The organism is Rugamonas sp. DEMB1, assembly GCF_029834475.1.
In the GTDB taxonomy this organism is placed as follows: domain Bacteria; phylum Pseudomonadota; class Gammaproteobacteria; order Burkholderiales; family Burkholderiaceae_D; genus Rugamonas; species Rugamonas rubra.
Genome location: NZ_CP122407.1, coordinates 2,248,446 through 2,264,240 on the forward strand (window position 1 = coordinate 2,248,446; position 15,795 = coordinate 2,264,240).

General features: G+C 68.2%; 12 protein-coding genes and 1 pseudogene. 6 read left to right on the forward strand and 7 right to left on the reverse strand.

Features of this window, described 5'->3' with window-relative positions; all coding sequences use genetic code 11:
- Nucleotides 1-165 precede the first annotated feature (165 nt).
- Nucleotides 166-2,637 (forward strand): acylase, encoded by a 2,472-nt coding sequence (locus QC826_RS10355; RefSeq protein WP_279765525.1) that lies wholly within the window; start codon nt 166-168, stop codon nt 2,635-2,637.
- Nucleotides 2,638-2,753: 116 nt separating this feature from the next.
- Here QC826_RS10355 and QC826_RS10360 read toward each other — a convergent pair whose 3' ends face one another.
- From QC826_RS10360 to QC826_RS10375, 4 genes and pseudogenes are all read right to left on the reverse strand, one after another.
- Nucleotides 2,754-3,605 (reverse strand): methyl-accepting chemotaxis protein, encoded by an 852-nt coding sequence (locus QC826_RS10360; protein WP_409567792.1) that lies wholly within the window; start codon nt 3,603-3,605, stop codon nt 2,754-2,756.
- Nucleotides 3,488-3,919, reverse strand: a complete 432-nt coding sequence (locus QC826_RS10365) for a hypothetical protein (RefSeq protein ID WP_279765527.1) — start codon at nt 3,917-3,919, stop codon at nt 3,488-3,490. The genes QC826_RS10360 and QC826_RS10365 overlap by 118 nt, the downstream gene beginning before the upstream one ends.
- Before the next feature lie 119 nt (nt 3,920-4,038).
- Nucleotides 4,039-4,954 (reverse strand): annotated as a pseudogene (locus QC826_RS10370) (pirin family protein).
- Between the two features lie 60 nt (nt 4,955-5,014).
- Entirely contained in the window at nt 5,015-5,614 is a 600-nt protein-coding gene (locus tag QC826_RS10375; protein ID WP_279765528.1) for an FMN-dependent NADH-azoreductase, read from the reverse strand.
- 114 nt (nt 5,615-5,728) lie between these two features.
- Here QC826_RS10375 and QC826_RS10380 point away from each other — a divergent pair, with 114 nt between their 5' ends.
- On the forward strand, nt 5,729-6,652 hold the full coding sequence (locus QC826_RS10380) for a LysR family transcriptional regulator (RefSeq protein WP_279765529.1): 924 nt from the start codon (nt 5,729-5,731) through the stop codon (nt 6,650-6,652).
- Between the two features lie 160 nt (nt 6,653-6,812).
- On the opposite strand, the gene asd is transcribed toward QC826_RS10380, so the two are convergent.
- Complete coding sequence (gene asd, locus QC826_RS10385) at nt 6,813-7,658, reverse strand: archaetidylserine decarboxylase (RefSeq protein ID WP_279765530.1); 846 nt, start codon at nt 7,656-7,658, stop codon at nt 6,813-6,815.
- 200 nt (nt 7,659-7,858) lie between these two features.
- On the opposite strand from asd, the gene QC826_RS10390 reads away from it, so the two are divergent.
- The 4 genes from QC826_RS10390 to QC826_RS10405 all read left to right on the forward strand — a co-directional run bounded on the left by QC826_RS10390 (nt 7,859) and on the right by QC826_RS10405 (nt 14,086).
- Nucleotides 7,859-10,195, forward strand: a complete 2,337-nt coding sequence (locus QC826_RS10390) for a TonB-dependent receptor plug domain-containing protein (RefSeq protein WP_279765531.1) — start codon at nt 7,859-7,861, stop codon at nt 10,193-10,195.
- A 119-nt stretch (nt 10,196-10,314) separates the two neighbouring features.
- Nucleotides 10,315-12,417 (forward strand): TonB-dependent siderophore receptor, encoded by a 2,103-nt coding sequence (locus QC826_RS10395; protein ID WP_279765532.1) that lies wholly within the window; start codon nt 10,315-10,317, stop codon nt 12,415-12,417.
- Between the two features lie 383 nt (nt 12,418-12,800).
- Entirely contained in the window at nt 12,801-13,091 is a 291-nt protein-coding gene (locus QC826_RS10400; protein ID WP_093391211.1) for an H-NS family nucleoid-associated regulatory protein, read from the forward strand.
- 380 nt (nt 13,092-13,471) lie between these two features.
- On the forward strand, nt 13,472-14,086 hold the full coding sequence (locus tag QC826_RS10405; protein WP_279765533.1) for an LON peptidase substrate-binding domain-containing protein: 615 nt from the start codon (nt 13,472-13,474) through the stop codon (nt 14,084-14,086).
- Nucleotides 14,087-14,110: 24 nt separating this feature from the next.
- On the opposite strand, the gene QC826_RS10410 is transcribed toward QC826_RS10405, so the two are convergent.
- Both QC826_RS10410 and QC826_RS10415 read right to left on the reverse strand, forming a co-directional pair.
- Nucleotides 14,111-15,088 carry a DMT family transporter gene (locus QC826_RS10410; protein WP_279765534.1) on the reverse strand — a complete coding sequence of 326 codons (978 nt, stop codon included), beginning with the start codon at nt 15,086-15,088 and terminating at the stop codon, nt 14,111-14,113.
- A 26-nt stretch (nt 15,089-15,114) separates the two neighbouring features.
- The gene (locus QC826_RS10415; protein WP_279765535.1) at nt 15,115-15,795 is read right to left on the reverse strand and encodes a DUF1294 domain-containing protein; all 681 of its coding nucleotides are present in this window, start codon (nt 15,793-15,795) and stop codon (nt 15,115-15,117) included.

Here is a 15,795-nt window from a genome sequence, read left to right on the forward strand (position 1 = left end):
GCCATTTTATCCTCAGATCGCGGCGGCCGCAGCGGTGGATGCGGGGCGGGGTGGCGCGCCGCGCACCATTGGGTGGCGCCGGGTGATTCTTTTTTGATAGTTGTTGATAATGAATGTCAACTTTGCAATTCTTGTCGCTCTTTCCCCACCACAAGCGAGCCTGTCATGACATTTCCCGCTTCACCCGTGTTCCCGTCGCGCCGCCTGGGCGCCGCCGGCCTGGCCTCCCTGGCGCTGGCCTTGGCCGCCGGCTGCAGCGGCGGCGGCAACAACAGCGGCAGCGCCAGCGACGGCCAGATCGGCCCGCCGCCGCCGGCGCCGGTGTACGCGGCGGAGATCCGCCGCACCGGCTTCGGCGTGCCGCACATCAAGGCCGGCGACGAGGCCGGCCTGGGCTACGGCATCGGCTACGCCTACGCCGAGGACAACATCTGCCTGCTGGCCGGCCACATCGCCACCGTCAACGGCGAGCGCGCCAAGTACTTCGGCGCCGCCGGCGCCACCGGCATGACCGGCGCGGCCAACGTGCAGAGCGACTTCTACTTCCGCCTGGTCAACGACGCCGACGCCGTCGCCGTCGCGCTGAAGGCGCAGCCGGCCGAGATCCTGGCGCTGCTCAAGGGCTACGTGGCCGGCTACAACCGCTATCTGGAGCAGACCGGCGCGGCCAACCTGGCCGACGAGTGCAAGGGCCAGCCCTGGGTGCGCAAGCTGGCCGAGGCGGACATGGTCAAGCTGGTGCGCGGCTACGCCGCGTTCGGCGGCGTCGGCCAGTTCGTCGAGGCCATCAACGGCACCCAGCCCGGCGGCCCCTTGCTGCGCGCGGGCGTGCGCGCCAGCGGGCCGATCGGGCCGCCGCCCGCGCCGCCACAGGAGGTGGCGCGCAATCCGATGACGCCCGAGTACTGGACGCGGCTGCACGCGCGCAGCGGCAGCAACGCCGTGGCGCTGGGCAGGGACGGCAGCGACAACGGCCAGGGCCTGCTGCTGGGCAATTCGCACTTCCCCTGGTCGGGGCCGCTGCGCTTCTACCAGATGCACCTGACCATCCCGGGCAAGCTCGACGTGATGGGCGCCTCGCTCGCCGGCCTGCCGCTGGTCAACATCGGCTTCAACCAGAACCTCGCCTGGGGCCACACCGTCAACACCTCGGCCCACTTCACCGTGTTCCAGCTGCAACTGGACCCGGCCGACCCGACCAAGTATCTGGTCGACGGCAAGAGCCGCAGCATGCTGCGCAAGCGCCTGAGCATCGACGTGCTGGGCGCCGACGGCGTGCTGCGCAGCGAGTCGCGCGAGCTGTACGTCAGCGACTTCGGCAACCTGGTGCAGATCCCCGGCATGCTGGAGTGGAAGAACGGCGTCGCCTACGCCGTGCGCGACGCCAACCTGGACAACCACCGCATGATGGAGCAGTGGTACGCGATCAACCGCGCCGGCAGCGCGGCGGAGTTGAAGAGCGCCGTGCTGCGCCTCAACGGGTTGCCATGGGTCAACACGCTGGCGGCTGACAAGGACGGCAACGCGCTGTTCCTCGACGTCACCGTGGTGCCCAACGTGTCGAGCGCGCAGCAGGCCAGCTGCGTGCCGGCCCCCTACAAGGCGCTGGCCGCGTACGGCCTGTTCGTGCTCGACGGCAGCAAGGCCGCCTGCGACTGGGCGCTCGACCCGGCCGCCGCCCAGCCCGGCATTTTCGCCGCCGCCAAGCTGCCCGCGCTGAGCCGCGGCGACTTCGTGCAGAACTCCAACGACAGCGCCTGGTTCAGCCATCCGGAGCAGCCGCTGGTCGGCTTCCCCGCCATCGTCAGCGTCGAGGGCATCGCGCTCAGCGGCCGCGCCCGCCTCGGCATCAGCCAGTTGCAGGCGCGCCTGGCCGGCAGCGACGGCCTGGCCGGCAAGCGCATGTCGATGGCGCAGATGCAGGACATGGTGCTCAACAACCGGGTCTACCACGCCGAGCACACGGTCGACGACCTGCTGCGCCTGTGCGCCGTCGACAAGTCCGGCCGCGCCGACGACGGCAGCACGGTCGACCTGACCCAGGCCTGCGCCAAGCTGGCCGCCTGGGACCGCCACGCCAACCTGGACGCCAACCTGGGCCTGGTCTACTTCGCCGGCATGTGGGATCGCATCGGCGGCGACGACAGCGTGTGGGCGCTGCCCTTCGACCCGGCCGATCCGCTGCGCACGCCGCGCGGCCTGAAGGTGGCCGACGCCTCGGTGGCGGCCACGGTGCGCGCGGCGCTGGCCTCGTCGGTGCGCGACGCCAACCGCCAGGGCTGGGCGGCCGGCAGCACCTGGGGCTCGATCCAGGTGGCCAAGCGGGGCGGCAGGAACATCCCGATCCACGGCGCCGCCGACCGGTACGGGGTCTACAACGCCATCGGCAGCGCGCCCGACGGCAAGGGCTTGCTCGACGTGACCGAGGGCACCAGCTATCTGCAGGTGGTCGGCTTCGACAAGAACGGACCGCAGGCGCAGGCCGTGCTGAGCTACTCGCAGTCGACCCACGCCAAGTCGCCGTACTTCGCCGACCAGACCGAGCGCTTCTCGCAGAAGGCCTGGATCACCCAGGCCTACACCGAGGCGCAGATCACGGCCGATCCGGCGTACAGCAGCAAGAAAATCGCCGAGTAGAGGGGCGGGCGGGCCGGCGTCCCGTCGCCGGTCCGCGCCTCCCGCCGTTTGTATAGCTTGTCGACGACACCAGTCAGCGCCGGGACGATGGAAGCGCCGTGCAGGGCGTTCAGCGACTAATCGACGCCGTGGGCTTTGGGCTTCAGCTGATTTACCGCGGCTACCGTGGCGATCGCCTGTCTTTGCAGGAATTCCGCCGCCGCCGCCGCCTCCTTCACCAAGGCGGCGTTTTGTCGCGTCATCGCGTCCATCTGCGCGATTGCATGATTCACCTGGGCCAGATCTTCGCTTTGCGCTTTGCTGGCCTCGATAACCGAAATCAGAATTTGCGTGAGCTGCGAAACCCCCTTGGCCTCGCTCTGCATGCGGCGCGGCTGTGCCATCGTTGGTGGGACAAGCTGTTGCTCGTCGATGAGTTTTTTCAGGTCGCCAATTGCCGCCGAGCTGCGTTGGGATAGCCGTCGAACTTCCGCCGCGACGACCGCGAAGCCACGACCGCCTTCGCCAGCCCTCGCTGCCTCGACTGCGGCATTCAAAGCCAGGATATTGGTTTGGAACGCGATATCGTCAAGCAGTGCCAGCACATCCACCAGGCTGCTCGTCTTTGCCTCGATTCCATCATGTAGCTCGACTGCTTGGCTTGGCTTGTTCGCCTGATCAGTCACGGCAGAGGACTCCGGTGCCATGGTGTCGGACCAGGTTGGCACGGTGAGCTGGGCGGTAGTGGCGGACGTGGCGGAGATGCCGCCCACGCCTCGACGCGTCGCCGCCAGTGTGTGGAAGTTCAGGATGGTATAAATCAATCCACCTATCCCTGTGATCAGGCCAAACGCAATGGCAATATATTCCATCATGAATCCCCTCTGAGCATGCCGGATACCATGGCGACATAAAACGCATACACGCTGGCACAGAACACGCAAATAATTTGCATTGCTATCAATATTCCTTGGTCGAAGGAAGTACATTCAGGTTTTTTGACTGCTTGTGAAAGGTAGCCAACCAGGGCCAAAAAATAGGTTGAGGCCATGAGCAGCAGCGACATGACGTTGGCCCGGCTGCCATAAGAGATGTCGAGATTGGGCGTCGCCCTGAGGCTGAGATAGCTCGACGAGGCGAGCGACGCCGAAAAGAAGAATAATCCGCCGTCGGAAAATATCCTGGAGGGATAGAAATGTCCGCTGTTGATGCTGACGAGCAAAATGGCGATCCAGGCCTGGACCAAACCGAGCCCGAACGTAATGAAGCTGAACAACACAAGTTTGCCGAAAACCCGCCTCATAGGCTCCTCCGCCCGACGGCTTCTGGTCGACTCGCCGATCTGAGAAGAATAGCAGAAGCGCAGGCCCGGAATCGCTTCCGGGCCTGACGCGGTTTGACTTTTTGTTGCGGCTGCTCGACTTAGTGCTGGTCTGCGGCCGTTTGCTGCGCTTCCTCGCCCAGGCGGCCGGCGCGGAAGTCCTCGACCGCCTGGGCCAGCTCGGCCTGGGTGTTCATCACGAACGGGCCGTATTGCGCGATCGGCTCGCCCAGCGGACGGCCGGCGATCAGGATCAGCTTGGTCGCCACCTCGGCCCGCAACAGCACGCCGTCGGCGCCGGCCGTGTTGGCCAGGATCGCCATGCGCCCGGCCGCCACCGCCTTGCCGCCGACCTCCACCTCGCCCCGGTAGACATACAGGAAGGCGTTGTGCCCGGCCGGCAGCGCCTGGCTGAAGCCGGCGCCGGCCGGCAGCTCGATGTCCAGATAGATCGGCTCGGTCACCTCGCGCCGCACCGCGCCGTCCACGCCGTGGCTGGCGCCGGCGATGACCTTGACGGCCACCCCCTGTTCGGTGCGCAACCGCGGAATCTGCGCGGCGTCGAAATCGCGATACCAGGGCGCGCGCATTTTGTCGCGCGCCGGCAGGTTCAGCCACAGCTGGAAGCCCTCCATCAGGCCTTCCTCCTGCTCCGGCATTTCCGAGTGGATCACGCCGCGCCCGGCGGTCATCCACTGTACGCCGCCACTGCTCAGCAGCCAGCTCGTTGCCGGCGCTGTCCTTGTGGCGCATGCGGCCGCTGAGCATGTAGGACACCGTCTCGAAGCCACGGTGCGGATGCGAGGGGAAGCCGGCGATATAGTCGTTGGCCTGGTCGCTGCCGAAGGCGTCGAGCATCAAGAAGGGATCGAGACGGCGCTGCAGCGGCTGCGTCAGCACGCGGTTGATCTTGACGCCGGCGCCGTCCATCACCGGCTGGCCGTGGACGATGCGTTCCACCTCGCGTCCCTGCAGGACTTGATCGTTCCTTACCGTTGCCACTGTCGTTGCATCCATATCGATCTCCAATTCTTGTTGCCGGCCCGCCGGGCCGGCGGGGGTATGACTATTCCGCGATTACACCAGAACCGCGTTGACTTCGGCGTCCGCCTGGGCTTGCGCCTTGGCCATCGCGTCCGGTCCCAGGTTCAGCACCTCGGCGTAGACGAATTGCACGTCGTTCAGGCCGATGAAGCTGAGGAACATTTTCAGGTGCGGCAGCTGGGTGTCGGTCGGGCCGTCGCGGTGCATGCCGCCACGGGCCACGGCGACATAGACCTTCTTGCCGCCCAGCAGTCCGACCGGGCCGGTCGGGCCGTACTTGAAGGTGACGCCGGCGCGGGCGATGGCGTCGAACCAGCTTTTCAGTTGCACGGTGATGCCGAAGTTGTACATCGGCGAGCCGATGACGATCACGTCGGCCGCCTGCACCTGGGCGATCAGCGCGTCGTCCAGGGCGACGCGGGCGGCCTGCGCGGCGCTGCGCTGCTCGGCCGGGGTGAACAGGGCTTGCAGCGTGGCCTCGTCGAGCACCGGGTGGGGCTGGGCGGCCAGGTCGCGGCGGGTCAGGCTGACGTTGGCGGCGCTGGCGCTCAGCTTGGCCACGATGGCGTCGGCCAAACGGGTCGATTCGGAACCGCTGCTGCGGGCGCTGGAATTGATTTGCAGAATGTTCATGGTGATCTCCGTCCGGGTTGGGTTGTTGTTGCAGTGAGTGAACTTTAACAGTTCCAATTTTCACCCGGAAGGCCTTAGAATGGATAACATTAATCCACCAATGGAACAATCATCATGGACATCGACCCCAGCGACCTGCTGCTGTTCGCCCGCATCGTCGAATGCGGCAGTCTCAGCCTGGCGGCGCAGCGGGTGCAACTGCCCAAGTCGACCGTCTCGCGCCGCCTGTCCACCTTGGAGGGGCAGTTGGGCGAGCGCCTGCTGCAACGCACCACGCGCAAGCTGGTGCTCACCGAGTTCGGCGCCAGCCTGCTCGAGCACGCCCGCAAGGTGGCCGAGGAGACCGAGGCGGCCGCCGCGCTGGCCCAGCACCGCCAGGGCGCGCCCAGCGGCCTGCTGCGCGTGTCGATGCCGGGCGACTTCGCCAACCACGCGATGGGGACGCTGATGGCCGAGTTCATGGCGCGCTATCCGGCCATCACGCTGGAGATCGACCTGTCGCCGCGCCGGGTCGACCTGGTGGCGGAGGGCTTCGACCTGGCCATCCGCATGGGCGAGCTGCCGGACGACGCCTCGCTGGCGGCGCGCCGCGTCGCCTTCAGCGCGCTGGCCCTGTACGCGGCGCCGTCCTACACCAGCCTGCGCGGCCTGCCCGAGCATCCGGACGAGCTGTTCCGCCATGATTTGTTGAGCCTGCCGCCGCGCATCAACGGCCTGAGCCGCTGGACCTTGTTGCGAGGCAAGACCACCTGGGTCAGGGAGTTGCCGGCGCGCCTGATGGCGAACTCGCCGGAATTGCTGGTGCGCATGGCCTGCGCCGGCGCCGGCATCGGCGCCAGCACGGAGCTGATCGCCGCGCCGTATGTGAGGACGGGACAATTGGTGCGGGTGTTGCCGGAGTGGGATTTCCCGCGCGTGACGGGTTGGGCGGTGTTTCCCGGCCGGCGCTTGATGCCGGCCAAGACCCGCGTCTTCCTGGACCTGTTGCAGACGGCCTTCGACGCCAGCGGCGCGGGCGGCGGCGGCGTGGCGGGCTGAGGCGGGGCGGCCGTAGCGGGGAAGGAAAGCCGGCTTGGGCCGGGCCTGCGTTTTTTACCCCGCACCCCGGGACGCCACGGGGTCTGACCCCGTACGGGGTCAGACCCCTTTTGATTGTGGGGTAAGGCCGGCGCCCCGGATGTCCGTGACGCTGCCTTTTTTACTTGCGCTGGGCCATCGCCTCGCCCAAGCGCACCGGGCCGGCCGGCTGCCAGGCCGGGTTGAAGGCCATCCGGTCCTTGGGGAACAGCATGACGACGGTCGAGCCGAGCAGGAAGCGGCCCAGCTCCTGGCCCTGTTTCAGCACGATGTCCTGCTCCAGATAGCGCCACTCGCGCACCTCGGCCGTGCGCGGCGGGTTGACCACGCCGTGCCACACGGTGGCCATGCTGCCGACGATGGTGGCGCCGACCAGGGTCATGACGAAGGGGCCGTGGGCCGTCTCGAACACGCAGACCACCCGCTCGTTGCGGGCGAACAGGCCGGGGATGCCGCGCGCGGTGGTCGGGTTGACCGAGAACAGCTCGCCCGGCACATAGATCATGCGGGTCAGCCGGCCGTCGCAGGGCATGTGGATGCGGTGGTAGTCGCGCGGGCTCAGGTAGAGGTTGGCGAAGCTGCCGTGCTGGAACTGGGCGGCCAGCTCGCGGTCGCCGCCGACCAGCGCGGTGGTGCTGAACTTGTGCCCCTTGGCCTGGAAGATCTGGTCGTCCTCGATGGCGCCGTACTGGCTGATGCGCCCGTCCACCGGGCAGATGAGGTCGGCGGCGGCCAGCGGCCGCGCGTCCGGCCGCAGCGCGCGCGTGAAGAACTCGTTGAAGCTGGCGTAGTGGCCGATGTCCGGCTCGAGCGCCTCGTCCATGTTGACGTCGTAGCGGCCGACGAACCAGCGGATCAGCCGGGTGGTCATGGCGCCGCCCTTGGCGCCGGCGACGCGGCCGGCGAAGTTGGTCAACGCTCCCTTGGGGAGCAGGTACTGCGGCAGCACGGCGAGGCGGTCGGACACGATGGCAATCCAGGACGGTATAAAGATGGCGAATTATAACGGCGGGCGCGGGCGGGGGAGGGAAATCTGCGCGGGTGGCCGCCGTCGAAGCGGCCGCGCGGTGGAATTTTCATTAACTATTGAAAAATATTTTCATTAAAATAAGCATGGCGGATGATTCTCGCCGACAATACCGCTCAATTTGCCCGCCACTATTCCCTATGCCCGCTCACCCGCCAGCCCACACCCTCCGCTCGACCCTCCTCGCCGCCGCCCTGGCGGCCGCCTGGGGCGCGCCCGCCGCCGCCGCCGCCGACAAGGAGGGCGCACCGGCGCCGGCCGAGGCGCGCCAGGAGACCCTGAAGGAGGCGCCGGCCGCGCCGCCGGCGGCGCCGGCCAAGCTGCAGCGGGTCGAGATCAAGGCCAGCGCCGACGGCTACAACCCGCGCCGCGACGACACCGCCAGCAAGATCATCGTCAACAGCGAGGAGATCCAGCGCTACGGCGACACCTCGGTGGCCGAGGTGCTCAAGCGCCTGCCCGGCATCACCGTCAGCGGCGGCGCCGGGCGCGGCGGCGAGATCCGCATGCGCGGCCTGGGCGGCGGCTACACGCAGATCCTGCTCAACGGCGAGCGCATGCCGGCCGGCTTCTCGATCGACTCGCTGGCGCCGGACGTGATCGAGCGCATCGAGGTGCTGCGCGCCGCCAGCGCCGAGTTCAGCACCCAGTCGATCGCCGGCACCATCAACATCGTGTTGAAGAAGGCCATCAAGAGCGCCCAGCGCGAGTGGAAGGCCGGCATCGCCAAGGGCAGCGATTTCGTCTCGCCCAACCTCAGCCTGCAGACCTCGGACCGCGACGGCGACTTCTCCTACTCGCTCGGTGTCAACCTGAACCGCTACCAGTCCGAGCGCGATTCCGACTGGCGCCAGTTCGACGCCGACGCCGCCGGCCGGCCGACACTGAGCGCCAGCACGCGGGCGCACGACAAGGGGGTGTCCAACAACCTCAACCTGGCGCCGCGGCTGAACTGGGCGCTGGCCGGCGGCGACACGCTGACCTCGCAGACCTACCTGTCGCTCAACCGTTACGACGGCACCAACTGGAGCGTGCTGACGCCGCTGCTGGGCAGGGGCGGCGACTTCGACCGCCTCGACAGCCGCTACGGCAACCACGGCGCCTACGCCCGCAGCGAGCTGAGCTGGATGCACAAGCTGGCCGCCGGCGGCAAGCTCGACACCAAGTTCGGCGCCAGCTTCAACCGCAACAGCAGCGACGCCACGGTGCGCGGCCAGGACATCGGCGCGCCGAGCCAGCAACTCAAGCTGGCGCTCGACCGCGAGGTGCATTCCAACAGCACCGACAAGGCCCTCAGCGGCACCGGCAAGTATGCGGCGCCGTGGCTCACCGACCACGCGCTGGCGCTGGGCTGGGACGGCGGCTGGTCGCGCCGCGACGAGCGGCGCGGCCAGCGCGAGGCCGACCTGCTGGCCGGCTGGGCCAAGGAGCCGACGCCGGCGGCGCCGGGCCAGGCGCCGGCCGACGCGCCGCCGCGCGGCGCCCGCCCGCCCTTCGACGACGACCAGCAGATCCGCGCCGAGGTGCGCCGGCTGGCCCTGTACGGCCAGGACGAGTGGAACGTCACGCCGAACTGGTCGCTCTACCTGGGCTTGCGCTGGGAGGGCATGTCGACCTCGGCCGAGGGGCGCAAGCTCGACGCGGTGACGCGGCGCAGCAGCGTCTGGAGTCCGCTGATGCAGACCCTGTACAAGCTGCCCGGCGGCAAGGACCAGCTGCGCCTGGCGCTGACCCGCACCTACAAGGCGCCGTCGACCAACAGCCTGATCCCGCGCCGCTACGTCTCGAGCAACAACAGCCAGGTCGAACCCGACCGGCGCGGCAACCCGGACCTGAAGCCGGAGCTGGCGCTGGGCCTGGACGCCTCCTACGAACACTACTTCGGCGAGGGCGCCCTGCTCAGCGCCAGCGCCTCGATGCGCCGCATCGACGACTACACCCGGCCCGGCCTGCTGCGCGAGAACGGCCGCTGGGTCGCCACCACGGTCAACGACGGCCGCGCCGTCACCCGCGGCGTCGAACTGGAGGCCAAGTTCCCGCTCAGCACCTTCCTCGCGCACGCCCCGGCGCTCGACCTGCGCGCCAGCGTCAGCCGCAACTGGTCGCGGGTCGAGGCGGTGCCCGGCCCGAACAACCGGCTCGACCAGCAGACCCCGCTCAGCGCCACCGTCGGCATCGACTACAAGAGCCCGGCAGGGGTGTTCGCCGCCGGGGGCAGCTTCGCCTTCCGCAACGGCGGCCCGGTGCGCGCGGCGGCCGACCAGTACGAATATGTCTCGGTGCGGCGCGACCTCGACCTGTACGCGCTGTGGAAGGTCGACCCGAGGAACCAGCTGCGCCTGGCCGTCAGCAACGCGCTGGGACAGGACCACCTGTCGAACTCGACCTATATCACCCGCGACGGCGGCAGCAGCCGGCGCAACTCGGTGTATCCGGGCGGTGCGCAGTTGCGCCTGACGCTGGAGATGAAGCGCTGAATGCCGCCGACCCGGCCGGCGCCGGCGCCCGCCCGTGCGCGTAGTGATTGAGAACTATTCTCATTGATCGGCCATGTTGCGTATAATCGGGCTCCGCCGAATTCACACATGAGCCCACGATGTCACAATTGCCACACCCGCCGGCGCGCCGCGCCATCGCCGCCGCCTGCGCCCTGTTGAGCGCCAACTTGGCGCTGGCGCAGGCCGCCGCCCCGGGCGATGCCACCGTCCCGGCCGCCGACGCGCCGGTGGAAACCGTGCAGGTGAGCGGCAACTGGCTCGGCTCCGGCCAGCGCAGCCTGAAGAACTTCGGCGGCGCGCGCAGCGTGGTCAAGCGCGAGGCGATCGAGGCCAGCGGCGCGAGCAGCGTCAGCGACGTGCTGCGCGCCGTGCCCGGCCTGCAGGTGACCGACAACTCGTCGAGCGGCGGCAGCGCCATCTCGCTCAACATCGGCGTGCGCGGCCTGGACGGGCGCTTCTCGCCCCGGTCCACCGTGCTGCTCGACGGCATTCCGCTGGCGGTGGCGCCCTACGGCCAGCCGCAGCTGTCGTTCGCCCCCGTGTCGCTGGCCAACATCGACAGCATCGACGTGGTGCGCGGCGGCGGCGCGGTGCGCTACGGCCCGCAGAACGTCGGCGGCATCATCAACTTCAAGACCCGCGCCATTCCGCAGGCCGAGCTGGCGGCCGAGGCCAGCGTGCGCGTCAACCAATACGACGGCGGCAACAGCGGCACCCAGTACAGCGCCTTCGTCGGCGGCCGCGCCGACGGCGGCCTCGGCGTGGCGTTGCTGTACTCCGGCGTCGACGGTTCCGGCTTCCGCCGCCACAGCCGCGAGAAGATCAACGACGTCGCCCTCAAGTTCAGCTATCCGCTGGCGGCCGGCGCCGAGTTGAACACCAAGCTGGCCTACTACGACGCCGAGTCGCAACTGCCCGGCGGCCTCAGCCGCGCCCAGTTCGCCGCCGACCCGCGACAATCCGTGCGCACGCGCGACAGCTGGAGCGGCAGCCGCAAGAGCGTCGACGTCGGCTACGTCAAGCCGCTGTCGGCGACGCGGGAAATCGAGTTGCGCAGCTATTTCACGCAGAGCTCGCGCGCCAGCGTGCTGGCCAACGGCAACGACGCCGTCGCCACCTCCGTCGGCCGGCAGCCGCGCAACTACAACGTGCTGGGCATCGAGCCGCGCTACACGCAGCGCTGGACCCTGGGCGCGCTGCGCCACGACGTCACCGTCGGCTACCGCTACCTGCGCGAGCGCGCCGACGAGCGCAACCTCAACTTCAAGCTGAGCGACGCCAGCCGCGGCGTGGCGCGCGATTCGGCCAACGGCACCGACGCCCACGCCCTGTATGTCGACGACCAGATCGCCGTCGGCCGGTGGCGCCTCACGCCCGGCCTGCGCTACGAGCACATCGCGATGGACCGCACGAACGTGTTGAACGGCTTCGGCGAGGAGCGCAAGAACAACAAGGCGCTGCCCTCGCTCAACCTGTCCTATTTATTGAACCGCGAGCTCACGCTGTACGGCAACTACAACACCTCCTTCGGCAGCATCCAGCACCTGCAGTTGAACCTGCAATCGTCGGCCGACCGCCTGCAGCCGGAAACGGCGCGCACCGTCGAGCTGGGCGCGCGCTACCAGGGCGCGCAATGGAAGCTGGAGGGCACGCTGTTCAATCTGGACTTCTCCAACCAGATCGCGTTCGTCAACACGGCGCCGCTGTTCTACCAGAACATCGGCAAGACGCGCCACCGCGGCCTGGAGAGCCGCGCCGAATACGACTTCGCCCGCGACGGCCTGCTGGCGGGGCTGAACGCCTACGCCACCTACGCCTACACCAACGCCACCCAGCGCCAGGGCAAGTACGCCGGCAACGACGTGCCGTTCTACGCGCGCCATGTCGACACGCTGGGCCTGCGCCTGCAACGCGGCGCCTGGCGCGTCGACATCAACAGCACGCACCAGTCGCGCCAGTTCGCCGACGACGCCAACACCGTGGCCGAGAACGCCGCCGGCAGCATCGGCGAGATTCCCGGCTACCGCCTGTGGAACGCCAACCTGAGCTGGCTTGTCGCGGGACGGCAAAAGCTGGAAGTGCAGGTCGGCGTCAACAACCTGGGCAACCGCCTCACCTTCAGCCGCACCACCGACACCAACCTGGGCAAGCTGGCCGGCGCCCCGCGCATGGCCTTCGTGCAATTGCGCGGCGGATTCTAGGACCGCCGCCGCCGCGTCCATTGCTCCGCCGCGCCGCGCCGCCGGGCCGGGATAGCGCCTGATTCCAGCCGCCGGTATATTGCCCAGCTTGTTATCGATAGGCGGCGCGGCCGGCGGGATATTCCAGCGCGAACCCGCCGCGTGTGTAGCGGCGGCGTTGTACTTAATCCCGAGTTTCCCCCGGTTTCCGCAAAAAGTTGCGAAAACTATTCTTTTTTCTACCCGCGCGGATATTTATTGCATATATTAGTAGAGTATTCGCTCGGTCTTATGGTAAATTTGCGTTTCTGAATTGTCACACAATGTCACGTCGGGTTTTTCAGTAGTAGTTTCAACGACCAACCACTAAGAATTCGCTCTCCACCGATAAGAAGGAAATAAAGATGACGACCTACCAGGAATACAAAACTAAGATCGCCGAATTAGAAAGCTTGGCCGAGAGCGCACGCAAGAACGAATTGCTGGCGGCTAAAGAAAAGATCGCCGTCATCATGCGCGATTACAACCTGACGCTGGCCGACCTGGGTTCGACCGCCAAAGCCAAACCGGTCAAGACCCGCGCGCCGGTGCCGACCAAGTACCGCGACGAGGCCACCGGCCAAACCTGGACCGGCCGTGGCCGCGCACCAAAATGGCTCGAAGGCAAAGATAAGAACCAGTTCCTGATTAAATAAGGACGCTCGGCGCCGCCGCGGGATTATCCGCCCTTGCCGGGCATATTCTCGCGGGCCGCCAGCGCCCGCCGCCTTGCACCACCGCGCCCGGCGCGCTGGCGTGGGGCGGCGGGCGGATTAGTTTATTCCAGCGGGAATTCTCCCCGCCGGCCCGGCCGCATTCCCCCGGCGCGACCGCACAATGGCGCCGGCCTCGCGGCGTATTCCCTTTGGCCGCTTTGGCCGAACGGCCGGATTCGCATTCCCTCTCCAATACTTGTTGCCGCATGGCTCTAATCGTCTAGCGATTGGCTTGCCGCGCATGTCGATAGCGCCGGTATTGTGCTGGAATTCTGTCCACGACATTCGACGGCGGCACGTTTTCATGCGATCATGACAACATGCCTTCCATTTCCCTCTTTCCGCTGAATACCATCTTATTTCCAGGTGGACATTTACCCCTGCAGGTGTTCGAAGTGCGTTATCTCGACTTGGTGAAGAAGTGCATCGCCAGCGGCGAGGAGTTCGGCGTGGTCTCGCTGTTGCAGGGCAGCGAGGTGCGCCTGCCGGAGATGGCCGAGACCTTGTCGGGCGTCGGCACGATGGCGCGCATCCTCGATTCGTGCTCGCCGATGCCGGGCCTGATGAAGATCACCTGTGTCGGCACGACGCGCTTCACGGTGAGCTCGTCGAGCCGGCTCAAGAACGGCCTGTGGGTGGCCGAGGTCGAGCCGCTCGACGAGGACCGCGTGCTGCCGGTGCCGGCCGAGCAGGAGGACGTCGCCAAGGCGCTGGCCGCGCTGATCCGCTCGCTGCAGAAAAAGCAGATCACCACCACGAATATCCCGCTGGCGCCGCCGTACCGGCTCGACGAGGCCGGCTGGGTGGCGAACCGCTGGTGCGAACTGCTGCGCCTGGATCTGGCCGAGAAGCAGCGTCTGTTGGCGCAGGAGAATCCCATCCTGCGGCTCGAGCTGATCCAGGACGTGCTCTGCGAGAACGGCCTGCTCAACTAGCCGCCGCGCGGCGGAACCGACGGCCTAGCCGGCGCCGTGGCTGGTGCTGGGGCTCAACTCGGCGTCGTCCAGCGCGTGGGCGCGCACCGACCACAACACGCCGACCACCAGCAAGACCATCGCCGCCGCCTCCAGCGGACGCGGCAGCTGCTGCTTGTAGATGAAGCCGTACAGCAGCGCGAACAGGGTCTCGAACAGGATCAGCTGGCCCGACAGGGTGACCGGCACGCGCCGGCTGGCGACGTTCCACAGGTGGTTGCCGATCACCGAGGCGCCCAGCGCGAGCAGCGCGTTGATGATCCAGAAGGCGGTCCAGTCGCGCCCGCTGGCGGCGCCCGCCGCGCCGCTCACGTCGGCGTGGAACACGGCCAGCGCGGCGGCGCCGATCAGCAGCGCGATCAGGCCGCTGGCCAGGCCGTACAGGGCCGACCATTCACCGCTGCCGAAGTGGGGGTTGCGCTTCAGGTAGCGCGCGTTGTCCAGCGTGTACCAGCTCCAGCACAGCAGGGCGCCGCTGGCGCACAGCACGCCGAGCAGCTTGCCGCCCAGTTCGCCGGCGGCGCCGCCGTTGCTATGGCTGAACACGTCGATGTTGATGCAGGCGATGCCGGCCGCCACCACCAGCAGCGGCAGCGCCAGTTGGCGCAGCGGCAGGGCGCCGTGGTCTTTGCGGCCCATCAGCGTGACCGAGATCGGCAGCACGCCGATGATCAGCGAGGTCGGCGCCACGCCGGCCAGTTTGACGCCCAGGGCCAGCAGCATGTAGTAGACGATGTTGCCCGACAGCGCGTGGCGCAGCAGGGCGTGGCAGTCGCCCCGGTCGAGCCGGCGCAGCAGGGCCGGCAGCTTGCGCCCGGTCAGCGCGGCGGCGATCAGGCCGTAGGCGGTGTAGCGGCCGACCGCCATCTCCAGCGGCGAGAAGGCCGACAGCAGCTCCGGCACGATGAACACCATGCCCCACAGGGCGCCGGCCAGCAGGCCGCACAAAATGCCGTTCCACATCGTTCTTGCTTTCTACTTGAGCTCGATCAGGCGTGGCGCTGCAGCCAGCGCGCCAGCCACATGAAGGCGCCCATGTTGAGCGCCACGGTGCACCAGAACACGATGCGGAAGGCCAGTTTGCTGGACTTGTGGCGCAGCCACTGCTGGGCCAGGATCGCGCCGGGCCAGCCGCCGGCCAGGGCCAGCAGGTGCAGCGTGCTTTCCGGCGTGCGCCAGCGGCCGTTGACGGCGGCCGACTTGTCGATGGCGTAGAGGATGAAGCTGACCAGGCTGAGCGCGCCGTACGCCACGGCGGCCCAGGTCGACAGGCGCCACTGCAGCGTGGCGACCAGGTACAGCACCAGCAGCACGACGATGGCCAGGTAGCTGGCGCTGCCGCTGGCGCCGGCCGCGCCGGGGCGGGCGGCCTGGCGGCGCGGGGCAGGGCGCTTGGCGCGCGGCTTGGCGGCGCCGGCATGCTCGCCGCCGCCGTCGCCCCGGGCGCCCGCCTTGCCTTTAACAGCGAACTTGGCGGCCGGTTTGGCGGCCGGCTTGCGCTTGCCGCCCTTGACCAGCTCGTCCAACTCCAGCGTCAGCTGCGCGCCGGCCTTGGCCTTGCCGGCGCCGGCGCCGGCGCCGGCGCGCGGCGCTTTGGCGGCGGAGGCGCGCGCGGCGCCGTCGCCGCGCGCCGCTGGCGCTGGACGGTCGCGGCTGGGGGCCGGCGCCAC